Raw genomic sequence first — 20,048 nt, forward strand, 5'->3', positions numbered from 1 at the left:
TTTTATAAAAAATAAAATTTCCAATTTTTACATATATGTTTCTTTACCCTCGCTTGGCTGCTTGTATTCCACTGCTACTTTGTATATTTACCGATTGAAGTCGCATGAATTGACTCCGAGTCCTATTATATTTATACTAAACACTATAAAATTATATTCAACTTCCATAAAGGGGAGTAGCTATACAACAAAGTCGTCAATACGGGGCTGGTGCCCTCGGCTTTGTTGGCAACAACAAGTTGTTTGCGAGACCTTGCCGATTATTTGGTGAGGTCTATTTTTGAGGCGATATGACCAATAATTGGTTATATCGTTTTTTTATTTTTCATTACTGGAGGACGGATTTTGAATACTTATGAAGAACTTTCTAGAACAGTACAAATAGATCATAACAATCGTTTATTAAAATATGATGAATCATCGTTAATTCACGTCGGAACAGGAAGGAGCGCATTTGTGTTTAAGATAAAGTCGACGATGAAAGCGATGAAAGTGTTTTTTCCTGCTTGTTCCCATATTGCAAAAGAAGAAGCTGGAATTTATGGAGAACTTCAGGATATTGTTTACTATCCTTCCGTCTATGCATCAGGTGTAAATTTTATCGTCATTGATTTCATTGAAGGTCTTACACTTTTTGACTGTATAGTCCAAGGGAAAGTCATAGAGCGTACACATATTGCAGAAATCGATCACGCACTTTCTTTGGCAACTGCAAGAGGGCTGAATCCTTCTGATATTCACTTGCGTAATATTTTAATCACCATTGATAATGATGTAAAGATTATTGATGTTGCGCGTTTTAGACAGAAGAAGGACTGTCAACAATGGGATAACTTGAAAAGGGCGTACAGACAGTTTTATTGCAAGCGATTTTTCCCTAAGGAAATTCCCGCCGTTTTCTTAAATACTATTGCATGGTTATATAAAAAAGACTGGATACCCTTGTATAGAGCTAGAACATAATAATGAGAAAATAGAAAGAAAGCGGGGAAGACGAAAATGACTGATTCAAAAGAATGGTTATTGAATGAGCTGGAGAAAGTTGAGGAATGGGAGAAAGAACAAAGTAATTTATGGTTTTGGGAAAAATTAGGGCGGCTGCCGTTTAAACTGATGGATAAATGGACGCCTGACATCATTCAAAAAAAGATCGGCATCCTCTTGGACGAGCTTGGCCAATATATCCAAACTGGCGGGAGCTATTTAAGCACAGTTTCTAACATCCCCAATTATTATCCTCATTTAGATGTGCAAACGTTGGAACACGTAAAGGAACTTGAAATTTCAACGATGGATTTTGCTGCAGAAAAAATAGCGAACAATAGAAAGAGATTGGCAGCGGTCCAAGGGGCGAGTACCGGAATAGGCGGGCTGTTCACAATGACGATAGATATTCCATTGTTGCTCAGTTTGCAATTAAAAACATTGCAAGACATTGCTATTTGTTATGGCTACGATCCGACCGAGAAAGAAGAACGATTATTTGTAGTGAAATGCCTCCAATTCGTTTCTTCCGATATTGTAGGCAAACAAGCCATTCTTGCTCAAATATCTCATTTTGATGATCCTGATGAAGCTTCAAAAAGGGAAGTCATGTCTGAATTGCAAGGCTGGCGTGAAGTCGTATTCTCCTATCGAGATCAGCTCGGCTTGAAGAAGTTATTTCAAATGATTCCGATAGCGGGTTTTGTTTTTGGTGCTTTCATCAACCGATCGGCTGTAAACGACATAGCTGTGGCTGGCAAAATGCTTTATAAAAAAAGAAGGATACTGGAAAGGATTGGGTAAAACAATCCATGAATAGAACGCGAGGGATAGGGAATGGAATAAGTAGTAACGTAATAAAGGAGGCATTATCTTGAAGTATACAGCAGATGATTTGAATGAACTGAAGGATTTTGCATTGAAGATGAAAGATAAGGGTGTAAAGGGAAAGATATTTGTGAACCAAGGAAATTATAATTTGGAGGAGCCTATTTTGTCGGATGAAAATACTGCTGGGCGGCAACCTCTTCAAATATTTCGGATTGTCATCCAAACGGATGAGGAAGCGATTTATTATGAGTATCTCTTCAATGAAGCAACTGACTTGGAAGAAATAAACGTGCAGTTGGAAGAAGTGTATATGCATTTTGAAAAGGAAATAGTATCAGTCGAATATATGAACAATTTGGTGCGGTAAGATCATAATTTTTCACGAACAAAAGCTTACAAGAGCAAATCTTTAGTAATATATTTTTCAGTTGAACAGGATAAAAACACGCCATAGATGAATAAAGTAGAGAAGTGGTCACGTTAAGAACAAGGGGAGAAAAAAGTGAGATTGTCAGAGATTCATCCAATCTTTTATTACGTTCGAATTGAGCAAAAGAGATTTTTTCGTTTTATGAAAAATTTGTGGGGAAGAAAACGGTTTGCAAGGAGAAAATCTGAAACGAATTTCTCCTATTCATGTAAGAAACATCAATCGCTATTGCGTAGGAAACTAGGAGATAGCGATCCGGTGCTACAGGAAAATAAAATCGTGAATCTCACTCTAGCAGCAAACAAGATCGACGGAATCATCATTCAACCGGGGGAAGTGTTTTCATTTTGGGGATTGGTTGGTAGGGCTACAAGGAAAAAAGGGTATATTGAAGGAATGCAGCTCTCTAGAGGAGAAGTTAAAACGGGCATAGGTGGAGGCATTTGCCAACTTGCAAATCTTCTATATTGGATGGTGTTACACACGCCGTTAACGGTCATTGAAAGGCATCATCACAGCTTCGATCCTTTTCCGGATGAAGGGAGAGTTCTTCCTTTCGGCAGCGGGGCGAGCGTTTTTTACAATTATGTAGACTTCCGTTTCAAAAACACGACCGAATATGCATTTCAGATCCGTGTATGGGTGACAGACCGTCATTTGAAAGGTGTTATATTATCAAACAAGGAAATTGCAACTAGTTATCATTTAGAAGAAAGGGCACACCAATTTTATAAGAGAGATGGAAAGACGTTTAGACAAAATGAAATTTGGAGGTGGATGGTTGATAAACGGACAGGAGAATATGTACACGAAGAACTATTAATTAAAAATAATTCGGAAGTGAAATATGAAGTGGTTGATAGACAACTAGTGAGTGTAAATAAGTAATCCGACAAAAGAGGCCAGGATGGGATAACTACCCACCTGGCCAATAGTTGTGAGAGACGAATAGTATCATTGGATTGTTGCAATTATACCTTCTTCTCGATCTAATAACAATTTGATTCCTGCAGCATAAGGGTCTTCGTTCAAAGTTTCTCCGATCCAATACCGAATGGCTTGAATCATGTCAAATGATCCCAGGACTTGTTTTTGCCCACGATGGGAAACCTCAGCAGAAAAGCCTTCGTCGTCGTCGTAGACAAGCTCTACTTCGACTTCTTCCGGGAGAATGCTATGTTTTTGGGAATAATCAACGCATATCGCATTTACTATATCTTGCTCGGACATCGTTAATTCCGCCATGGATTAGCATCCTCTTTTTCTTTCTTTGCTTTTAGAAGAGAGAAAATCCTTCGAATCATACTAATAACGAAGATGATGGCCAACATATTGATCAGAAACCCTAAAACTGAACCTAACATTCCCATATTGGCGAAGAGGCTTCCAAAAAGAAGACCTGCAATTCCTCCGACGAATAAACCGCGCATGAGACCGCCTGAGAAGAAACCACCTTTAGAAGATTGGTTTTTAGTAGGTTTGGCAAATGAAGCATTGTCTTCTTGCTTCTTATCCACTTTCGGTTTAGTGAAGTTGTTCTGACTTGGGTTAAAACTTTTCTTGCCGGACTTATATCTTTTCGCTTCAACTGTAGTTGCATGATCATTTAGTATAAAGCTGCCGATTGGTGACATGACTATCGTCAAGGCAAGTAATGCTGATAGTATTTTCTTCAATCCAAAAACCTCCGTCATTTTGCAAAATTCAACACTGTACAAGTATAAGTATAAAATATATCGATAGCAAATAAATAATTGTTTGGTTAGTCTAAGGAAGAATGCAGATCGAATTCGACCATGCATTCTTCCCGGTTAATTACTCCTCTGGTTTAAACGTTTTGCAATCCGTGTCTTCACTATCGGCTGCCTGATCGCCTGTTTGGCTTACCACGTAAATGACGTCGGCGTGACACTTATTGCCGTCTCCCCAATACGTGCAGTTGTTCACTTCACATAAAATTTTCTGAGTCATTCTCTCACCTCCGTATTTGTATCGTTCCACTAAATTCATGAATCCATGCTTTCCTGAATGAGCATTGGAAGTGATAAAATGACAAAAAGGGGTGGAAGTTATTATGAAGCGTTTGACTAATCATCTAATTGTAATTTCTTTCGACTGTTTATCCTCATTGGATATGCCTATGCTTGAATCGTTGCCGAACTTCCAAAAGCTTTTACATGGTGCCGCCATTTGCAGGCAAGTGGAAACGATTTATCCTTCCGTCACTTACTCATGCCATACATCGATAATAACTGGGAATTACCCGAATCGACATGGAATTACGACGAACACATTGCTACAACCAGGGAAAGCATCACCGGATTGGTATTGGCAAAGACGTCATATTAAAGGAACGACATTATTTGATGAAGCGAAGAAAGCGGGAATGAAAACGGCGGCTTTGTTATGGCCGGTCACTGCTAGGGCAAAGATTGATTATCACATACCTGAAATCTTCGCTAACCGTCCTTGGCATTCCCAAGTTGCAGTCTCACTTGTCAACGGCAGTTTACTTTATACGATAGAAATGAATAAGCGGTTTGGACATCTGCGGAAGGGAATTCAGCAACCTTGGTTAGATGATTTTGTGACGGCCACCGCTGTACATACGATCAAGTCGAAAAAACCAGATTTGGTGCTAATCCATTTAGTTGACCTTGATTCGCAAAGGCATACTCATGGATTTGCTTCTAATGAGGCAGATGATGCTTTACGCAGACAAGATAAAAGATTGGGCGACATCCTAAAGGCATTGGAGGATAGCGGAATCGCAGAGAAATCAACCGTCGTTGCTATTGGTGATCATAGCTCCCTCGATGTATCGAGGGTGATTAAGATAAATGTTTTATTAAGAGAGAGCGGGCTCATTCAAGTGAATGAAAATGGGCAGGTCAAAAGTTGGAAAGCTTATTGCAAAAGCAACGATGGATCGGCCTACATATATTTGAAACATGTAAATGACAGGCAATCAAAAGAAAAAATCCGAGCACTTTTGCATTCACTGGTAAGAAATCCGGATAATGGCATAGAACTTGTGTTATCGGGAAAGGAAGCAGGTGAGTCGGGAGCGGATACCGAAGCTGCTTTTATGTTAGAAGCACGCGTAGGTTTTTATTTTACAGAAGAGCTTGATGGGGAAGCGATTGTCGAGATTGCAGATGAAGAGATCTCCGCTGGTAAATATTCAAAAGCGGTGCACGGGTATTCGCCGCTAAAACCTGATTATAAGACTGTTTTTATTGCGAAAGGAAATGGGATAATTCCTGATGTGGATATTCCGACTATGAGTTTGGTCGATGAAGGCCCGACATTTGCAAGGCTTTTAGGACTCGATTTAAGCGAAACAGATGGAAGGATCATTAAGGAAATTATAGAAGGATGAAAAACGCCCGGAAATGGATGTTCATTTCCGGGTTTTAGTTTCGGAAGCTTGATATTTGTTCAGCAAGGATGTCGGGATGAACAAACCGACTTTTCCGTATTCCTCATGATCCATTGTAGCGAAAATAATTCCGATGACTTTGCCATCTTCGTTAAGTACAGGGCTACCGCTATTTCCTCGGTATACAGGTGCTTTAATCATGATTACATCATCAGTCCAACCGGAAAGCTTGATTGGTGCCAATATGGAACCTTCATTAGCAATCCCTTTGAAGCTAAGTGGATTTCCGATAAATATAATTGGATCATCCGTTTCTATTTTTGCGGCATGATCGATTGCAAGAGAAGGAAAACTGTCTCCTTTGATCTCGAGAACGGCCATATCAATAGAAGGAAATGTTTTTTTGACGGCGGCCTCAAATCGGCCATCTTCCGGGAATACAACTGAAATGGATTGGTTTTCCTCTACGACATGGTAGTTGGTGAGGATGACTCCATCATTGGAAACCGAGAAGCCTGTTCCTTTTCCATCTTCCGTTACGACAACGACGACAGATTTTTTATATTCAGCGATATTTTTTTGCTTCGACATTGAAGCTGAAGTCATAAGAAAATCGAGTGCGGGTATCGAGAATACTTGAAAGAGGCCGGCAAATGTACTGACGAATAACGTCAAAGACAACAGCCAGATGAACCATTTCGGTATTTTTTTCTTTGGTTCCGTTTCTTCCTGCTGTTTCAATAACGCTTCCCGTTGCGCTTGCAGCACCAGTTCATGCATTTCTTCCTCGCTTATATCCTCGAAGTGCCTGTGTTCCGGATTATCTTTATGTTCTACTTTCTCTTCATCTAACACTTTGCATCACTTCCTCTAGTCATTCGTTTTCTATTACTACTATTATAGCAGTGATAATGAATGGATATGGAAGGGCACAATTATGTATGAAAGTCCATATGTATAGAGTGGAAAGGGGAGATTGGCTTGGTAACTTTGACACCTATACTCATTGGAGGATATACATTTACCGCGGTAACTGTTCAATTGCCAAAAACGACCTTATTGACAGTGTCCAATGATAAAGGATATATTATGTGCGGAGCTTTGGATGTCGGACTGTTGAACAATGTCTTGGCAGATCGGAAAATAGTGGCTGGCAGGGCGGTCGGCGTAAAGACGATTGAACAGTTGTTGAAAGCGCCATTAGAATCCGTTACGCTGGAAGCTGAGACGCTTGGAATCCGTGCTGGAATGCGTGGAGAAGAAGCGTTGTTGAAAATGCTTTAACATATGCAACACATGCCTATTTACTGACTATTTGCAAATTAATAAAAAGACCCCCATCGCGCATAGTAAGCGATGGGGTCTCTTTTTGTTATTATCGGTTGTCGTTACGGTTATTGCGGTTGTTTCTGTTGTTATCGTTGTTGTTGTTGTTGTTTCTGTCGTTTCTGTTGTTGTTGTTGTTGTTGTTTTGCCCGAAGAAATCATCGGCAAATTCTGTGTTCCTGTTTCTGTTATTGTCGTTATTGTTGTTGTTGTTGTTCCTTTCGTTATTGCGGTTGTTGCGATCGTTTTGACGATTATTCATTGTGTGAGACATCTCCTTTAAATTGTTTTTTTGTTAAGTGAAATGCATTCACTTACATGATGTATGATGTCCTTTGTTCAAAAAAATATCCGTTTTTCCGGGGAATGAAAAAAACACCAACCATAAAGGTTGGTGTTTATTAGTGACAACTATGTAAAAGAAAAGCCGCCTTTGCCGTATCGAATCATAGAAAGTTTTAAACCACCACTCCTCAAAGTGGGTGTTCGCAGAAGCGATCCTGTCCGTCCTGATTAGAAATGAATCAGGCATACCATTCCTGCCTCGATATAAAACTCCCTTTTACAGCTTAAAGGTTAAAACTTAATGTGTATACGAACAATGCAGCTCATGTATATATAGTACACTTTTCTTCTGAAAGTATCAATGAAAATATCTTCCAAGTCGAAATTCATCGGAAAGGATCCTGTTTGTTTCAGCCGATTACAGGGAAACATATGGGGGAATTTCATTGAAGGGAAGTGAATACCGTGAATCGTATATTTACATTGCTTGTATTCATTGGCGTTCCGTTGATCATCATTGGTTCGATGATGGATTGGCCGGATATTCCGATTTTCATCATAAGTTGTGTCAGCATAATTGCGCTCGCGGGTTTCATTGGTAGAGCAACTGAAAGCCTGGCGATTGTAAGCGGTCCGAGGGTCGGCGGCTTATTAAATGCCACTTTCGGAAATGCTGTCGAGTTGATCATTTCGTTTTTCACTTTGAAAGCCGGGTTAATTGGGATAGTTCTCGCTTCCTTAACTGGATCAGTTCTAGGGAATTTGTTGCTTGTTTTGGGCGTCTCGTTCTTTGCTGGCGGAATAAAATACAAAACACAAAATTTTAGTATCCATGATGCGAGATATAATTCAGGTTTATTGATATTTGCAGTTATTGTCGCATTTGTCATCCCGGAAATTTTTTCGCAGACGTTGGATCAGGCTGATACTGTCACGTTAAGTATAGGCATTTCCATCATATTGATCACTTTGTATCTTGCTGGCTTGTTTTTCAAGCTTGTCACGCACCGGGGTGTTTTCTCATCTGCTGAAACAGACAAGAAAGAGGAAGAAGTGCCCGAATGGACAAAAAAGAAGTCAATCGTCATATTGCTACTATCGACGATTGCAGTTGCTTTCGTCTCTGAGCAGCTTGTACATACATTTGAGACGCTCGGTGATAAGTTCGGTTGGTCAGAGTTATTTATCGGTGTCATCATTGTGGCTATTGTCGGAAATGCTGCCGAGCATTTTTCCGCTATTACGATGGCTATGAAGAACAGGATGGATGTAGCCGTGGAAATCGCGGTCGGCTCAACATTGCAAGTAGCGATGTTCGTAGCTCCTGTACTTGTTTTGTTATCGCTAATGATGCCTGAATCAATGCCGCTCGTCTTTACAATACCGGAGCTTGTAGCGATGATTACTGCAACATTCCTCGTCATCAACCTCTCGAACGACGGCGAGTCGAATTGGTTTGAAGGTCTAACGTTGTTAGCTGCTTATATTATTATCGGAATTGGGTTTTATCTATTATAAGGATGCTTACGAATTCTCATTCAGTGGTATAGACGGATAGGGAGGGATGAATCGATGTTAGTTCCAATCGGAGTATTCATGATGGCGATTGCTTTCGCCATTTTTGCGGTTGCACTATCTAAATTGCTCCTTCGTGCTTCATCTAATATTGAAGTAGTACGAACGGCAGCAGTGCAAATGGAGTCTAAATTGGACGGAACCATTCAAGCGCTTGAAGGAACGTTGGATGAGACCAACAGGACAATAGCCGACATGGAGGAAAAAACCACTTCGCTTGATAGTGTGTTTTTATCCGCAGAGGAATTAGGAAAGGGAGCGAATGCTTTAAGTGAAGAATTGGAGTCTTTGACGCAAGGTTATGCTAGTAATGGAGATGCACCAGGGGCAAAACCGTTTGTACGTATTATTCAAACTACTGAGTTTGTAAAGGGTTTGTTCAATTCATGGAAGCGCGGAAAAGCGCTATCCGACAATTAGAAAGGAGAGGGAGCAATGAGTTTGTCTGGAATTGGTGTCTTATTAATAGGGATAGGATTTTTAATTCTTTCTATCTTTCTTGCCCGAGTGCTTAATAATATTGCAGCAATCTTAAATGGTGTAGGCCGAACCGTAGAGCAATTGCCAGACCAATTAGATGACGTATTGAATGAAACTGGACAGATCATTCAAAATTCCAATGATACGTTAGCCGACGTAAATGAAAAGTTAGGCACACTTACACCACTCTTCCATATCGTCGGAGATGTCGGAGAATCGACGAGAAAACTTGCTTCATCTGTCAATGATATTGCAGGTACGATCAAAAGAAAGACGGAGTCGGTTGATGAAGAGACACGTAATAAGCGCCTTGGCGGGCTTTATGGATCAGCAGCGCTTGCATTATATGCAGTGAATAATGGCATGGATAAGAAGAGGGGATCTTTAAAGCGACCTTCTAAATTATATGTATCTGGTGAACAACGGGCTTTTGACATTGATCGGATGAAAGAGGAAGCGAGAGAGGCTGCCATGGAAAGCAATTACATTAGCAACGAAAAGTAAAAGCGATGGAGGAACAATTGTCCTCCATCGCTTTTCATCTTTATTTTCGAGTGCCAGAACGTTGGGAAAGAAAGAAGATGAATGAAAGGATGCCGTAGATGCCTTCATAATTTTCGCGTTTCGTGAAATCGGAAGCATGGCTTGTATTCGTCTTTATCTCATTTGTTTTTTTCAGTGCGGCAAGTGTCAGTTTTCTTGTCGCCTCGCCAGTATCCCCGATAATATGAAAAAGTGGACTGACCTCTTTCACTTGATTATTGACATTGGCAATCGTTTCATTGCTCAATTGCATCACTTCTGTAGTTTGTTTCGACAAATCATCAACCAATTGCGGCAGGCGATCTGTTGTCTGTCTAACCCCATCTAATGTATCGGTCAATTTACGTAATGGTTTTATTAATAATAATGTGAGAAAAGCAAGTGCAATACCGATGATGAGAACTCCAATCCCGAGCCAATCCATATGAATCACCTCTGCATATAAGTTTATTTAACCTTCTGTGGAGAAGGGAGTTGTCTCAGCTCTTGCTGAACGAAATGGTCTTGCTTTCGCTTTACTGATTTGAATTTGAAGTACATCCGGGAAGCCATTTCAGTCAAGATTGTCAATTTCTCCATTAGTTCACGCTGTTTCGGTTCTGGAGTGGCAATTTGATGAGAAATCGACTGGAACGAACGATTGAGATTTTCCGTTGATTGTCCAATATGCTGAGCGGATTGCGAAATGCTTTCCAATCGTTGGATCTTGCTTTCTACATCTGCGGCTATGCGATTGGTCCTTTCCATCAACTCATTTGATTTTGTTGTGATGCCGCCTAACTTATTTTCCATTCTTGCAATCGTATCTGATACTTCTGTCATCGTCTTTTTTGCATTCCGTAATGCGACAATGACAAAAATGGCGATTAATAATAAAGATACAGCCGCGATGATTGCACTTATATAGAGGAGAATCTCCATCCGGGTATCAGCTCCATTCCACTAATATTTCACTTACCTATCTCGTACCACTCTTTCCTTCCTTATAAACACCATAGAAGGTTCAAGCTGAATAGAAGAATAAAGCAACGAGCATGAATAAGATGATCGGCATGCCGGAACGGAAGAAAAAAGATGCTTTCATCGTTACGACTTCAGAAGGTGGCCGCATCGTTGTTATTTCACTTTGAATATGTTTCCGGTAAAGTACCTTTTTCATACTAGTAGAAAAGAAATCGAAAAAACCAGACTGTAAAATTAATACGAGGATTCCAATGAAGAGATAGGATGCTCCTATATAGAAAGAAACGTTAATATAATCAAGAATTGTAAGTTTCTTATAGAAGATTAAAACAAATAGCAAAATTAATAATTGGTTTACAATAATGTTCAACGCAATTTTCTTCATATTCTAACCTCTTTTATATAGTTAATATTATTTATTATTTATGTATATTATATCATTTGATTGAAGAATGCAATTTGAGGAGAAGTCAATCAATATATGGTTTTGTGAATAGATAAGTAGAATAATTAGACTTTTGTTTCTTTTGTAATTATGTTATTTCAGAAAAAAACATAAAAAAAGTCTTTGACTTAAGATGTTTTGAATGTATAATAAAAAGTGATAATTCTTTCAGACAATTACAAAAGGGAGGTCAATGCTTTGAAAACAAACAAATGGCTTTTGCTTGTCGCTTTATCATTAGTGCTAAGCGTCGTGCTTGCTGCTTGCGGTGGCAAGGACAAGGACGAAGACAAAACTGCTGCACCGAACAAAGAAGACGACAAAGCAACAGAACAAAAAACAGAAGAAGCCGGCGAACCGGATGCAGAACAGGTCGTAAACTTGATCGAATCTGCAGCAATCCCATCTGTTGACTCCGCAATCGTGGAAGATGCAGTAGGATTTAATGTATTGAACAACGTTAATGAAGGTTTGTACCGCTTGAACCTTGAAAACATTGCTGAACCGGCAATGGCAGCAGAGGAAGCAGAAGTGAGTGAGGATGGTCTTACGTACACATTCAAGCTTCGTGATGCAAAATGGTCAGATGGAACACCTGTTACAGCGCATGATTTCGTATTTGCATGGCAACGTGCAATCGATCCTGCAACTGGATCACCTTATGGTCCGTTCATGATGTCTGGAGTTATCAAAAATGCAACAGCAATCAGTGAAGAGAAAATGGACAAGTCGGAACTTGGCGTAGTAGCCGAAGACGACAAAACATTGGTCGTAACATTGGAGCGTCCAGTGCCATACTTCCTATCACTCATGTCGTTCGGAACATTCTATCCGCAAAAAGAAGAGTTTGTAACATCTAAAGGCGATGCGTACGCAACGAACTCAGATAACCTTCTTTACAACGGTCCGTTCATTCTTACTGAATGGGATGGCACTGGGGATAGCTGGGTATACAAAAAGAACGAACATTATTGGGATGCGGAAAATGTAAAACTTGAAACTATCAACGTAGACGTAGTTAAAGATTCTGCAACTGCAGTTAAACTTTACAACGATGGAAAGAAAGACCGTGCAGGAGTTTCAGGAGACTTGGCTCTTCAATATGGAACTCATGAAGAAGCCGTAAACGAGTCGGACACTGCTGTGTTCTACTTCAAATTTAACCAAGAGCGCAATGGTGAAAAAACACCTCTTGCAAACGTGAATATCCGTAAAGCGCTTGCAAAAGCTTTTGAAAAAGAAGATTTGGCTGACGTTGTTCTTGCAAACGGATCAACTGCTGCAAACTTCTTAGTACCAAGAGACTTCGCATATGATGAAAGCGGAACAGACTTCCGTGACATTAGCGGAGATCACCTTGTATACAATGTGGAAGAAGCTAAAGAATATTGGGCAAAAGGTTTGGATGAGCTAGGTGTAACTGAAATGGAACTTGAAATCCTAGGTGGAGACACTGAACTTTCCAAGAAAATGAACGAGTATTTCAAAGCACAACTTGAGGGCAACCTAGAAGGATTGAAAATCAAGTTGAAAGAAGTACCGTTCGCAGTACGTTTGGAGCTTGATGGAAACCAAGACTATGATATCCAAGTTTCTGGTTGGGGCCCTGACTTCCAAGACCCGATTTCATTCATGGATTTGTTCGTCACAAATGGTACTAACAACTTGATGTCATTCTCTAATAAAGAATACGATGAGTTGATTGAAGCTACTAAAGATGAGCTTGCATTAGATCCTGCAGCACGTTACGAAGCATTTGCGAAAGCTGAGAAAATCCTACTTGAGGATGAAGCAGCAATTGCACCGATCTACCAACGTGGTTTGATTCAACTTCAAAAACCGTACTTCAAAGGACTTGGAGTTCATCCTTTCGGAGCTGATCATAGCTACAAATGGGCTTATATTTCTGGTAAAGAATAAGTAAGCTTTGGCAGTTTAATAATAAAGAGAGTATATGGCGGAAAATCCATATACTCTCTTTTTACTAAAAGGTAATAAAGTGAAAGTTTGTAAGTGTTTTCATTTTGAAAAGAAATTGATTATTCAATTTGACATAAATCAAACTCACGTACTTTGGAGGTGTGCAACGTGGTTAAGTATATTGGAAAACGGCTCGTTTACATGTTTCTGACGATGTTCCTGATTGCAACCGCAACATTTTTCTTAATGCAAACGCTACCAGGTTCACCGATCGCTTCTTATAACAAGCTAAATGAAACTCAACGGGCGATTGTGGAAAAGAAATATGGCATCGATAAACCGAAACCGGTTCAGTACGCTATTTATATGAAAAACCTAGCTAAAGGGGATTTGGGAACATCTTTCGTCTTTAAAGGGAAGAGCGTTAACGACCTGTTGGCATCGAGGGTGAAACCTTCATTTATATTAGGGGCGCAGGCGATGGTATTTGGTACGATTGTCGGGATTCTGCTAGGAATGCTCGCTGCTTTGAAACAGAATACGATATGGGATTACGGTAGTACATTTTTTGCGATCTTAGGGGTTTCGATACCTTCATTCGTATTCGCGGCATTGTTGCAATATTGGGTCGCTACTCAGTGGCATCTATTGCCGGTTGGTCTTTGGAATGACGGATGGAAATCAAGTATCCTGCCTTCTATTGCATTGGCAATGGGGCCGCTTGCACTTTCCGCACGTTTCATCCGTACTGAGATGATTGAAGTATTGAGCTCCGACTATATAACATTAGCAAAAGCGAAAGGCGCCAACGGTTTTGAAATCGCATTCAAACATGCATTACGAAACGCGCTCATCCCTCTCGTTACTGTATTAGGACCGGTAGCAGCTGGAATAGTCACGGGTTCCCTTGTTGTAGAACAGATCTTTGCGATTCCGGGAATCGGGGAGCAGTTCGTATCATCCATCATGACGAATGATTTTGCAACAATCATGGGTACGACACTTTTCTTCTCTGCATTGTTGATTATTATTATCTTCATTGTAGACCTTCTTTACGGAATCATTGATCCGCGAATCCGTTTGTCTGGAGGTAAAGGGTAATGAGAAAAGAAGAACTTCAACAATTGCCGCCGGAAAAATTCGAGCGTATTACTATTGATAGCAGTAACGCCGAACGTATTACTAAACCGAGTTTAAGCTTTTGGCAAGATGCATGGTTAAGATTGCGTAAAAACAAAGCGGCAATCGTTAGCATGTTTATCCTTGTGTTATTAATCATTATGGCATTGATAGGGCCGCATCTAAATGGACATGATGGCGAGCAACAAGTTTTACGTCACGCCAACTTGCCACCAAAAATTCCTGGACTTGAGAAATTGGGGATATTTGATGGTATGGGTCAATTGGGCGGCGAGAAAGTAAACTTATATGAAATTAAGAAAGTGGACGAGTATTACTGGTTCGGAACCGATGGACTTGGCCGTGACTTATTCACCCGTGTTTGGGAAGGAACACAGATTTCCTTATTGATCGCATTCGTTGCTGCGGCAATCGATGTAGTCATCGGTGTCCTTTACGGAGGAATATCGGGGTATTTTGGCGGCCGCGTCGATGATATCATGCAGCGGATTGTCGAAATTTTGATTGGTATCCCGACACTGATTATCGTTATTTTGATGCTAATGATTATGGAGGCGGGATTAACCGCCATTATCATTGCGATTTCCATTACAGGATGGATCGGCATGTCCCGTATCGTTCGCGCCCAAATATTGAAATATAAAGGACAAGAATTCGTCCTAGCGTCCCGTACATTGGGAGCGAGTGACAAGCGAATTATTGGCAAGCATTTAATGCCAAATATTATGGGCATTATCATCATTAACACGATGTTCACGATTCCGACTGCTATTTTCTTTGAGGCATTCTTAAGCTTTATCGGACTAGGGCTGCAACCGCCTGCCGCATCATTAGGTACGCTAATCAATGATGGCTTTAAAGTGATGGAACATCAGCCGTATTTCCTTTTGTTCCCGGCTGTAATTATCAGTGTCTTGATGATTGCATTTAACTTGATCGGTGACGGACTGCGTGATGCGCTTGACCCGAAAATGAAAGATTGATTGGAGGAAAGCCAAGATGGAAAAAATATTGCAAGTAAAAGACTTGGAGCTTTCCTTCCACACGTTTGCCGGTGAAGTGAAAGCAATCCGCGGTGTCAGCTTTGATTTGAATAAAGGAGAGACATTGGCAATTGTCGGTGAGTCAGGATCCGGGAAATCGGTGACAACAAAATCGATTATGCGTTTATTGCCAGAGTCGAGCTCCGAATTTAAAAATGGTGAAATTCTCTTTAATGGTAATGATTTGACGAAACTTTCCGATAGACAAATGCAAAAAATTAGAGGGAAAGAAATCTCAATGATTTTCCAAGATCCGATGACTTCGTTAAATCCAACGATGACAATCGGCAAGCAGGTCATGGAGCCAATTTTAAAACACCAAAAAGTTAGCAAGGCAAAAGCGAAGGAAGTCTGCATTGACTTATTGCGCATGGTAGGGATACCAAATCCAGAAACCCGGATAAAAATGTATCCACATCAGTTTTCTGGTGGACAGAGACAGAGGATCGTCATTGCGATTGCGCTCGCTTGTAACCCGAAAGTATTAATTGCAGATGAACCAACGACTGCACTTGATGTAACTATCCAAGCGCAAATTCTTGAACTGATGAAGGATATCCAGAAAAAAGTAGATACGTCGATCATTTTTATTACACACGACCTCGGTGTTGTTGCGAACGTAGCTGATCGCGTCGCTGTCATGTACGGCGGGCGGATTGTGGAAGTGGGAACAGTGGACGAAATCTTCTACAACCCGCAGCATCCATATACATGGGGGCTTCTCAGCTCGATGCCATCCATGGATTTGAATGAGGAAAAGCTGTATGCGATTCCTGGCACTCCGCCAGATCTGTTAAACCCTCCTGTTGGAGACGCATTCGCGTTGAGGAGCGAATATGCTTTGAAAATCGATTTGGAGCAAGCACCGCCGATGTTTAAAGTGAGCGATACACATTATGCCGCAACTTGGCTGCTTCATCCAAATGCACCTCAAGTTGATCCACCAAAGACAATTATCGAACGGATGAAGACATTCCGTGGAAGCAGATATTATGAGCAATCGAATGGAGGTAATGCATGATGGCTAAAAAATTGCTTGAAGTGAAAAACTTGAAACAATATTTTAATGCCGGAAAGCCTTCCGAAGTTCGTGCGATTGATAATATTAGCTTTGATATTTATCGGGGGGAGACATTTGGTTTAGTAGGTGAGTCTGGTTGTGGAAAGTCGACGACCGGTAGGACAATTATTCGGCTTTATGATGCGACTGACGGAGAAGTCCTTTACGATGGGGTTAGTGTACATGCCGATAAATCTAAAGCCGAAGTGAAGGCTCTCAACCGGAAGATGCAAATGATTTTCCAAGACCCATATGCATCCTTGAACCCCCGAATGAAAGTCCTTGATATTATCGCAGAAGGACTGGATGTTCATGGTTTGGCTAAAAACCCGAAAGAACGGAAGCAGAAAGTTGTAGAGCTGCTAGAAACTGTCGGATTGAACAAAGAGCACGCCGATCGTTACCCGCATGAATTTTCGGGAGGTCAGCGGCAAAGGATAGGGATTGCGCGGGCGCTTGCCGTTAATCCTGAATTCATCATCGCCGACGAACCGATTTCCGCTCTTGACGTTTCCATTCAAGCCCAAGTCGTTAACTTGTTGAAGGACTTGCAGAAAGAAAAGGGATTGACGTATTTATTCATCGCACATGATTTATCAATGGTTAAATATATCTCAGATCGCATTGGTGTCATGTATTTCGGAAAGCTTGTTGAAATGGCTCCTGCTGATGAATTATATAGAAATCCACTACATCCTTATACGAAATCGTTATTATCTGCCATTCCGCTTCCGGATCCGATTTATGAACGTTCACGGGTAAGACAACCATACGACCCAAAACAACATAATTACGGGCCCGATGAAAAAGTGGATTTCCGTGAAATAACACCTGGTCATTTCGTGCTTTGCTCTGAAAAAGAGTTGAAAGAAATGAAAGCGCAATTAAAGTAATAAAGATAAACCGCCCTTCACATCGGATATTGATGTGAAGGGCGGTTTTCGCATTCTAATATTAGACAGTCTTCGCAGTTTGTACTACATTTGTTTTGTTCCGGCTGTGCTGTTCAGCTCTTACTTTTTTAATGTCAAATTGAATTAAGATTGAGATGACCAATGCAACGGCAAATAGTCCTGCGAAAAAGAGCAAGCTGCTTTCATAACTTCCTGTTGTGTCTTTCATCCATGCGGCAAACATAGGCCCGGCAATACCAGCTGCTGCCCAGGCTGTTAATATATATCCATGAATTGCCCCAAGTTGTTTTGTTCCGAAAATATCACCGATATATGCAGGTATACAGGAGAATCCACCGCCGTAGCAAGTATAAATCACGGCGAGCATCACTTGGAAAGCAATAGCGTTTGTTGTGAAAGGAAGGAGAGCAAATAATACTACCTGAATAACAAAAAATGCTGTGTACGTATGTCTTCTGCCGATGTAATCGGATATGGATGCCCAGCCTAGCCGTCCAAAGCCATTAAAGAGACCTAGCACGCCAACGAGGGCAGCAGCCTGTACCGTTGTCATGCCAATACTTTCTATAGCAAGAGGTTTGGCCGCTGATAAGATGGCGATTCCGCATGTGACATTTAGGAATAGCATCATCCATAGATAGTAAAATCGTTTTGTCTTGATAGCTTCGTTCGCCGTCAATTGTGCTAAATCTACTTTCGCTTCTACTTTACCAGATTCCAATTTTTTTACGTATCCTGCAGGTGCCCAGCCTTCCTCAGGTTTCTCGAGATATAGTGAAGAGGCGACCATAACTAATAAGTATGATGCACCAAGGATATAAAATGTATTTTGAAGGCCGACAGAATTGATGAGCGCTTCCATTATGGGACTGCTAATTGCAGCAGCGAAGCCGAAGCCCATTATTGCCATTCCAGTTGCTAAACCTCTCCGATCGGGGAACCATTTTACAAGAGTGGAAACCGGCGCGATATACCCGACACCCAAACCGATTCCTCCCAATACTCCATAAAAAATGTACAAGAGCGTAAGAGACGACATGCTTACAGCAAAACCGGCACCCATGACACCGATACCAAAGCATGCTGCAGCAAGCAACCCAGCCTTGCGAGGGCCGTGCTTTTCAACAAAATGACCTAGAAATGCAGCCGATAGACCAAGAAATAAGATTGCAATACTAAACGTTAACTGCACTTGGCTGGTCGACCATCCAAACTGGTCGATTAACGGGTTTGTAAAGTTGCTCCATGCATAGACGGAGCCGATTGAAATGTGAATCCCAACGGCAGAAGCGGCAATCAACCATCTGTTCTTAGTTTTCTTCGAGCTTTTCACTTTTTACATCTCCCTTTGATCATAAAGTAATATGACAAAGATGTTAATCTCTCCGTTTATGATGCAACAAACAACCGTTAAATGAAAACCCTTACATTCTACTGAACTCTAAAAAGAGAGAAGACATTTTTTGTCACATTTCTGTCATAGTACCATCATCAAATGGGTTTGTCACCAAGTATTTTATTTAATTCAAAAACAAAGAATAGTTACAATCTTATTCTTTCCTGATGTGTGTACACGTTGAACGACTCGCCTCGGATGAATCCGACAGCGGTTATTCCTAGCTCATCAGCTAGATTTATTGCCAGTTCAGTCGGTGCTGATTTCGAGAGGACCACTTCACAACCGATTTTTGCGACCTTTAATAAAATCTCAGACGAAATCCTACCGCTAAAAACTATCACTTTGTCGTTGACAGTAATATCGTTTTTTAAACAATATCCGTATATTTTATCAAGTGCATTGTGACGCCCGATGTCCATTCTCGTCAACACGATATTACGTGGATCGCATAGTGCTGCAATATGAACTCCGCCCGTTTGTTTGAATAGATCTGCTTCCTTGTTCATTTTTTTCATAAGTGCAAAACAGTCCTTAGGTGATAAGTTTACATTCTTTTGCAACATCCTTTTTGCGGTTAGTGCGTCATTCGCAAATACAAAACCTTGTCGGCTCATGCCGCAACATGATGTGATATACCTTTTGTTTTGAAGCTGTTCGTAAAAAGGAAAAGTCCTCGTAGTCTCTATATGGACTACTCCCTTATCTTCTTCCAACCGGATCACTTCGATGTCTTGATAATTTACAATAATCCGTTCGGATGCAAGAAATCCGACAACCATATCCTCGATATACTCGGGCGTACAAACGATAGTCAATAGTTCTTTACCGTTCAACTTAACTGTAATCGGGTATTCCGTTGCGACGTCATCTGTCATTTGTTCAAATCCACCGTTGGCAAATCGTAAAATGGACCGTCTTTGAATCCGGTTCATAATTGCTCTCCTTTCATTGATCAATGATTCTGTCGAACAAAAATACAGATACTGCAATATCATCCTCTAATTTAATGTCTGAAAATAGATGGACGAACTTTGCCCCCACTACTTCTTCAAGACCTTCGGGAGGGGATTCCTCATACACTTCTTGTATCATTTTAGTTCTGGCGGAATGAACCATCTCTTTACCTTCGCGTGTTCCTGCAATGAATTTTTCTGTTGGTGTCAGATTACCATAAAGTGTTGAAATTGCCATATTATCTATGAATACAGTTGTAATTCTTTCCGGTCCTTTTCCGAATAGTTCTTTTCTCAACCTTCTAATGATGTCATTGAAGTCATGTATTTTTTTTGACATTCCCCATACTCCTTTTCAAAACAATATGAATTGCC

Annotated in this window: 25 protein-coding genes and 1 other RNA gene; 15 read left to right on the top strand and 11 right to left on the bottom strand. The window is 40.7% G+C overall.

The window, feature by feature from the left end; translation table 11 throughout:
- The first annotated feature begins 345 nt into the window (after positions 1-345).
- From NIT04_RS08045 to NIT04_RS08060, 4 genes are all read left to right on the top strand, one after another.
- Positions 346-963 carry a protein kinase family protein gene (locus tag NIT04_RS08045; protein WP_252503027.1) on the top strand — a complete coding sequence of 206 codons (618 nt, stop codon included), beginning with the start codon at positions 346-348 and terminating at the stop codon, positions 961-963.
- A gap of 36 nt (positions 964-999) precedes the next feature.
- Entirely contained in the window at positions 1,000-1,788 is a 789-nt protein-coding gene (locus NIT04_RS08050; RefSeq protein ID WP_252503028.1) for an EcsC family protein, read from the top strand.
- Between the two features lie 70 nt (positions 1,789-1,858).
- Complete coding sequence (locus NIT04_RS08055) at positions 1,859-2,182, top strand: hypothetical protein (protein ID WP_252503029.1); 324 nt, start codon at positions 1,859-1,861, stop codon at positions 2,180-2,182.
- 321 nt (positions 2,183-2,503) lie between these two features.
- Entirely contained in the window at positions 2,504-3,133 is a 630-nt protein-coding gene (locus tag NIT04_RS08060; protein WP_252503030.1) for a VanW family protein, read from the top strand.
- Between the two features lie 66 nt (positions 3,134-3,199).
- Here NIT04_RS08060 and NIT04_RS08065 read toward each other — a convergent pair whose 3' ends face one another.
- From NIT04_RS08065 to NIT04_RS08075, 3 genes are all read right to left on the bottom strand, one after another.
- Positions 3,200-3,490 (bottom strand): DUF2653 family protein, encoded by a 291-nt coding sequence (locus NIT04_RS08065; protein WP_252503031.1) that lies wholly within the window; start codon positions 3,488-3,490, stop codon positions 3,200-3,202.
- The gene (locus NIT04_RS08070) at positions 3,478-3,921 is read right to left on the bottom strand and encodes a hypothetical protein (RefSeq protein WP_252503032.1); all 444 of its coding nucleotides are present in this window, start codon (positions 3,919-3,921) and stop codon (positions 3,478-3,480) included. The genes NIT04_RS08065 and NIT04_RS08070 overlap by 13 nt, the downstream gene beginning before the upstream one ends.
- A gap of 139 nt (positions 3,922-4,060) precedes the next feature.
- Positions 4,061-4,216, bottom strand: a complete 156-nt coding sequence (locus NIT04_RS08075) for a DUF1540 domain-containing protein (protein WP_252503033.1) — start codon at positions 4,214-4,216, stop codon at positions 4,061-4,063.
- Positions 4,217-4,319: 103 nt separating this feature from the next.
- On the opposite strand from NIT04_RS08075, the gene NIT04_RS08080 reads away from it, so the two are divergent.
- Positions 4,320-5,627: an alkaline phosphatase family protein gene (locus NIT04_RS08080; protein ID WP_252503034.1), complete on the top strand. Its 1,308-nt coding sequence runs from the start codon at positions 4,320-4,322 to the stop codon at positions 5,625-5,627.
- A gap of 21 nt (positions 5,628-5,648) precedes the next feature.
- Here NIT04_RS08080 and NIT04_RS08085 read toward each other — a convergent pair whose 3' ends face one another.
- Positions 5,649-6,482, bottom strand: coding sequence for a S1C family serine protease (locus tag NIT04_RS08085; protein ID WP_252503035.1), 834 nt, complete (start codon positions 6,480-6,482; stop codon positions 5,649-5,651).
- A gap of 126 nt (positions 6,483-6,608) precedes the next feature.
- On the opposite strand from NIT04_RS08085, the gene NIT04_RS08090 reads away from it, so the two are divergent.
- Entirely contained in the window at positions 6,609-6,911 is a 303-nt protein-coding gene (locus NIT04_RS08090; protein WP_252503036.1) for a YunC family protein, read from the top strand.
- A gap of 85 nt (positions 6,912-6,996) precedes the next feature.
- Positions 6,997-7,236 carry a hypothetical protein gene (locus NIT04_RS08095; protein WP_252503037.1) on the top strand — a complete coding sequence of 80 codons (240 nt, stop codon included), beginning with the start codon at positions 6,997-6,999 and terminating at the stop codon, positions 7,234-7,236.
- 137 nt (positions 7,237-7,373) lie between these two features.
- Here the strand turns inward: NIT04_RS08095 and ssrS are convergent.
- Positions 7,374-7,566: non-coding RNA, 6S RNA (gene ssrS / locus NIT04_RS08100), on the bottom strand.
- A 137-nt stretch (positions 7,567-7,703) separates the two neighbouring features.
- Here ssrS and cax point away from each other — a divergent pair.
- The 3 genes from cax to NIT04_RS08115 are packed head-to-tail and all read left to right on the top strand — an operon-like array spanning position 7,704 to position 9,797.
- Positions 7,704-8,756 (top strand): calcium/proton exchanger, encoded by a 1,053-nt coding sequence (gene cax, locus NIT04_RS08105; RefSeq protein WP_252503038.1) that lies wholly within the window; start codon positions 7,704-7,706, stop codon positions 8,754-8,756.
- Positions 8,757-8,810: 54 nt separating this feature from the next.
- Positions 8,811-9,233: a DUF948 domain-containing protein gene (locus NIT04_RS08110; RefSeq protein WP_252503039.1), complete on the top strand. Its 423-nt coding sequence runs from the start codon at positions 8,811-8,813 to the stop codon at positions 9,231-9,233.
- Between the two features lie 15 nt (positions 9,234-9,248).
- On the top strand, positions 9,249-9,797 hold the full coding sequence (locus NIT04_RS08115) for a DUF948 domain-containing protein (RefSeq protein ID WP_252503040.1): 549 nt from the start codon (positions 9,249-9,251) through the stop codon (positions 9,795-9,797).
- 40 nt (positions 9,798-9,837) lie between these two features.
- On the opposite strand, the gene NIT04_RS08120 is transcribed toward NIT04_RS08115, so the two are convergent.
- From NIT04_RS08120 to NIT04_RS08130, 3 genes are all read right to left on the bottom strand, one after another.
- Positions 9,838-10,260 (bottom strand): DUF948 domain-containing protein, encoded by a 423-nt coding sequence (locus tag NIT04_RS08120; protein WP_252503041.1) that lies wholly within the window; start codon positions 10,258-10,260, stop codon positions 9,838-9,840.
- Positions 10,261-10,283: 23 nt separating this feature from the next.
- The gene (locus NIT04_RS08125; protein WP_252503042.1) at positions 10,284-10,757 is read right to left on the bottom strand and encodes a DUF948 domain-containing protein; all 474 of its coding nucleotides are present in this window, start codon (positions 10,755-10,757) and stop codon (positions 10,284-10,286) included.
- 82 nt (positions 10,758-10,839) lie between these two features.
- Positions 10,840-11,184, bottom strand: a complete 345-nt coding sequence (locus NIT04_RS08130; protein ID WP_252503043.1) for a DUF3899 domain-containing protein — start codon at positions 11,182-11,184, stop codon at positions 10,840-10,842.
- A gap of 258 nt (positions 11,185-11,442) precedes the next feature.
- On the opposite strand from NIT04_RS08130, the gene NIT04_RS08135 reads away from it, so the two are divergent.
- The 5 genes from NIT04_RS08135 to NIT04_RS08155 all read left to right on the top strand — a co-directional run bounded on the left by NIT04_RS08135 (position 11,443) and on the right by NIT04_RS08155 (position 17,300).
- The gene (locus NIT04_RS08135) at positions 11,443-13,164 is read left to right on the top strand and encodes a peptide ABC transporter substrate-binding protein (protein ID WP_252503044.1); all 1,722 of its coding nucleotides are present in this window, start codon (positions 11,443-11,445) and stop codon (positions 13,162-13,164) included.
- Between the two features lie 168 nt (positions 13,165-13,332).
- Positions 13,333-14,265: an oligopeptide ABC transporter permease gene (gene opp3b / locus NIT04_RS08140; protein ID WP_305880093.1), complete on the top strand. Its 933-nt coding sequence runs from the start codon at positions 13,333-13,335 to the stop codon at positions 14,263-14,265.
- Complete coding sequence (gene opp3C / locus NIT04_RS08145) at positions 14,265-15,287, top strand: oligopeptide ABC transporter permease (protein WP_252503046.1); 1,023 nt, start codon at positions 14,265-14,267, stop codon at positions 15,285-15,287. The genes opp3b and opp3C overlap by 1 nt, the downstream gene beginning before the upstream one ends.
- Before the next feature lie 16 nt (positions 15,288-15,303).
- Positions 15,304-16,368 (top strand): ABC transporter ATP-binding protein, encoded by a 1,065-nt coding sequence (locus NIT04_RS08150; RefSeq protein ID WP_252503047.1) that lies wholly within the window; start codon positions 15,304-15,306, stop codon positions 16,366-16,368.
- Positions 16,368-17,300 carry an ABC transporter ATP-binding protein gene (locus NIT04_RS08155; protein WP_252503048.1) on the top strand — a complete coding sequence of 311 codons (933 nt, stop codon included), beginning with the start codon at positions 16,368-16,370 and terminating at the stop codon, positions 17,298-17,300. Before NIT04_RS08150 ends, NIT04_RS08155 begins: the two co-directional genes overlap by 1 nt.
- 61 nt (positions 17,301-17,361) lie before the next feature.
- Here NIT04_RS08155 and NIT04_RS08160 read toward each other — a convergent pair whose 3' ends face one another.
- From NIT04_RS08160 to NIT04_RS08170, 3 genes are all read right to left on the bottom strand, one after another.
- Positions 17,362-18,654 (bottom strand): OFA family MFS transporter, encoded by a 1,293-nt coding sequence (locus NIT04_RS08160; protein ID WP_252503049.1) that lies wholly within the window; start codon positions 18,652-18,654, stop codon positions 17,362-17,364.
- 209 nt (positions 18,655-18,863) lie between these two features.
- Positions 18,864-19,652, bottom strand: a complete 789-nt coding sequence (fdhD, locus tag NIT04_RS08165; RefSeq protein WP_252503050.1) for a formate dehydrogenase accessory sulfurtransferase FdhD — start codon at positions 19,650-19,652, stop codon at positions 18,864-18,866.
- A 13-nt stretch (positions 19,653-19,665) separates the two neighbouring features.
- Complete coding sequence (locus NIT04_RS08170) at positions 19,666-20,013, bottom strand: DUF2294 domain-containing protein (protein ID WP_252503051.1); 348 nt, start codon at positions 20,011-20,013, stop codon at positions 19,666-19,668.
- Positions 20,014-20,048 lie beyond the last annotated feature (35 nt).

It is taken from the genome of Sporosarcina sp. Marseille-Q4943 (genome assembly GCF_943736995.1).
Classification (GTDB): Bacteria; Bacillota; Bacilli; order Bacillales_A; family Planococcaceae; genus Sporosarcina.

Bases quoted from the DNA above. Each gene is read 5' to 3' on its own strand.
- NIT04_RS08110 (WP_252503039.1), top strand. From the start codon at position 8,811: ATGTTAGTTCCAATCGGAGTATTCATGATGGCGATTGCTTTCGCCATT.
- NIT04_RS08125 (WP_252503042.1), bottom strand. From the start codon at position 10,757: ATGGAGATTCTCCTCTATATAAGTGCAATCATCGCGGCTGTATCTTTA.
- NIT04_RS08050 (WP_252503028.1), top strand. From the start codon at position 1,000: ATGACTGATTCAAAAGAATGGTTATTGAATGAGCTGGAGAAAGTTGAG.
- opp3C (WP_252503046.1), top strand. From the start codon at position 14,265: ATGAGAAAAGAAGAACTTCAACAATTGCCGCCGGAAAAATTCGAGCGT.
- NIT04_RS08080 (WP_252503034.1), top strand. From the start codon at position 4,320: ATGAAGCGTTTGACTAATCATCTAATTGTAATTTCTTTCGACTGTTTA.
- NIT04_RS08170 (WP_252503051.1), bottom strand. From the start codon at position 20,013: ATGTCAAAAAAAATACATGACTTCAATGACATCATTAGAAGGTTGAGA.
- NIT04_RS08150 (WP_252503047.1), top strand. From the start codon at position 15,304: ATGGAAAAAATATTGCAAGTAAAAGACTTGGAGCTTTCCTTCCACACG.
- NIT04_RS08115 (WP_252503040.1), top strand. From the start codon at position 9,249: ATGAGTTTGTCTGGAATTGGTGTCTTATTAATAGGGATAGGATTTTTA.
- NIT04_RS08120 (WP_252503041.1), bottom strand. From the start codon at position 10,260: ATGGATTGGCTCGGGATTGGAGTTCTCATCATCGGTATTGCACTTGCT.
- NIT04_RS08130 (WP_252503043.1), bottom strand. From the start codon at position 11,184: ATGAAGAAAATTGCGTTGAACATTATTGTAAACCAATTATTAATTTTG.
- NIT04_RS08075 (WP_252503033.1), bottom strand. From the start codon at position 4,216: ATGACTCAGAAAATTTTATGTGAAGTGAACAACTGCACGTATTGGGGA.
- NIT04_RS08155 (WP_252503048.1), top strand. From the start codon at position 16,368: ATGGCTAAAAAATTGCTTGAAGTGAAAAACTTGAAACAATATTTTAAT.
- fdhD (WP_252503050.1), bottom strand. From the start codon at position 19,652: ATGAACCGGATTCAAAGACGGTCCATTTTACGATTTGCCAACGGTGGA.
- NIT04_RS08065 (WP_252503031.1), bottom strand. From the start codon at position 3,490: ATGGCGGAATTAACGATGTCCGAGCAAGATATAGTAAATGCGATATGC.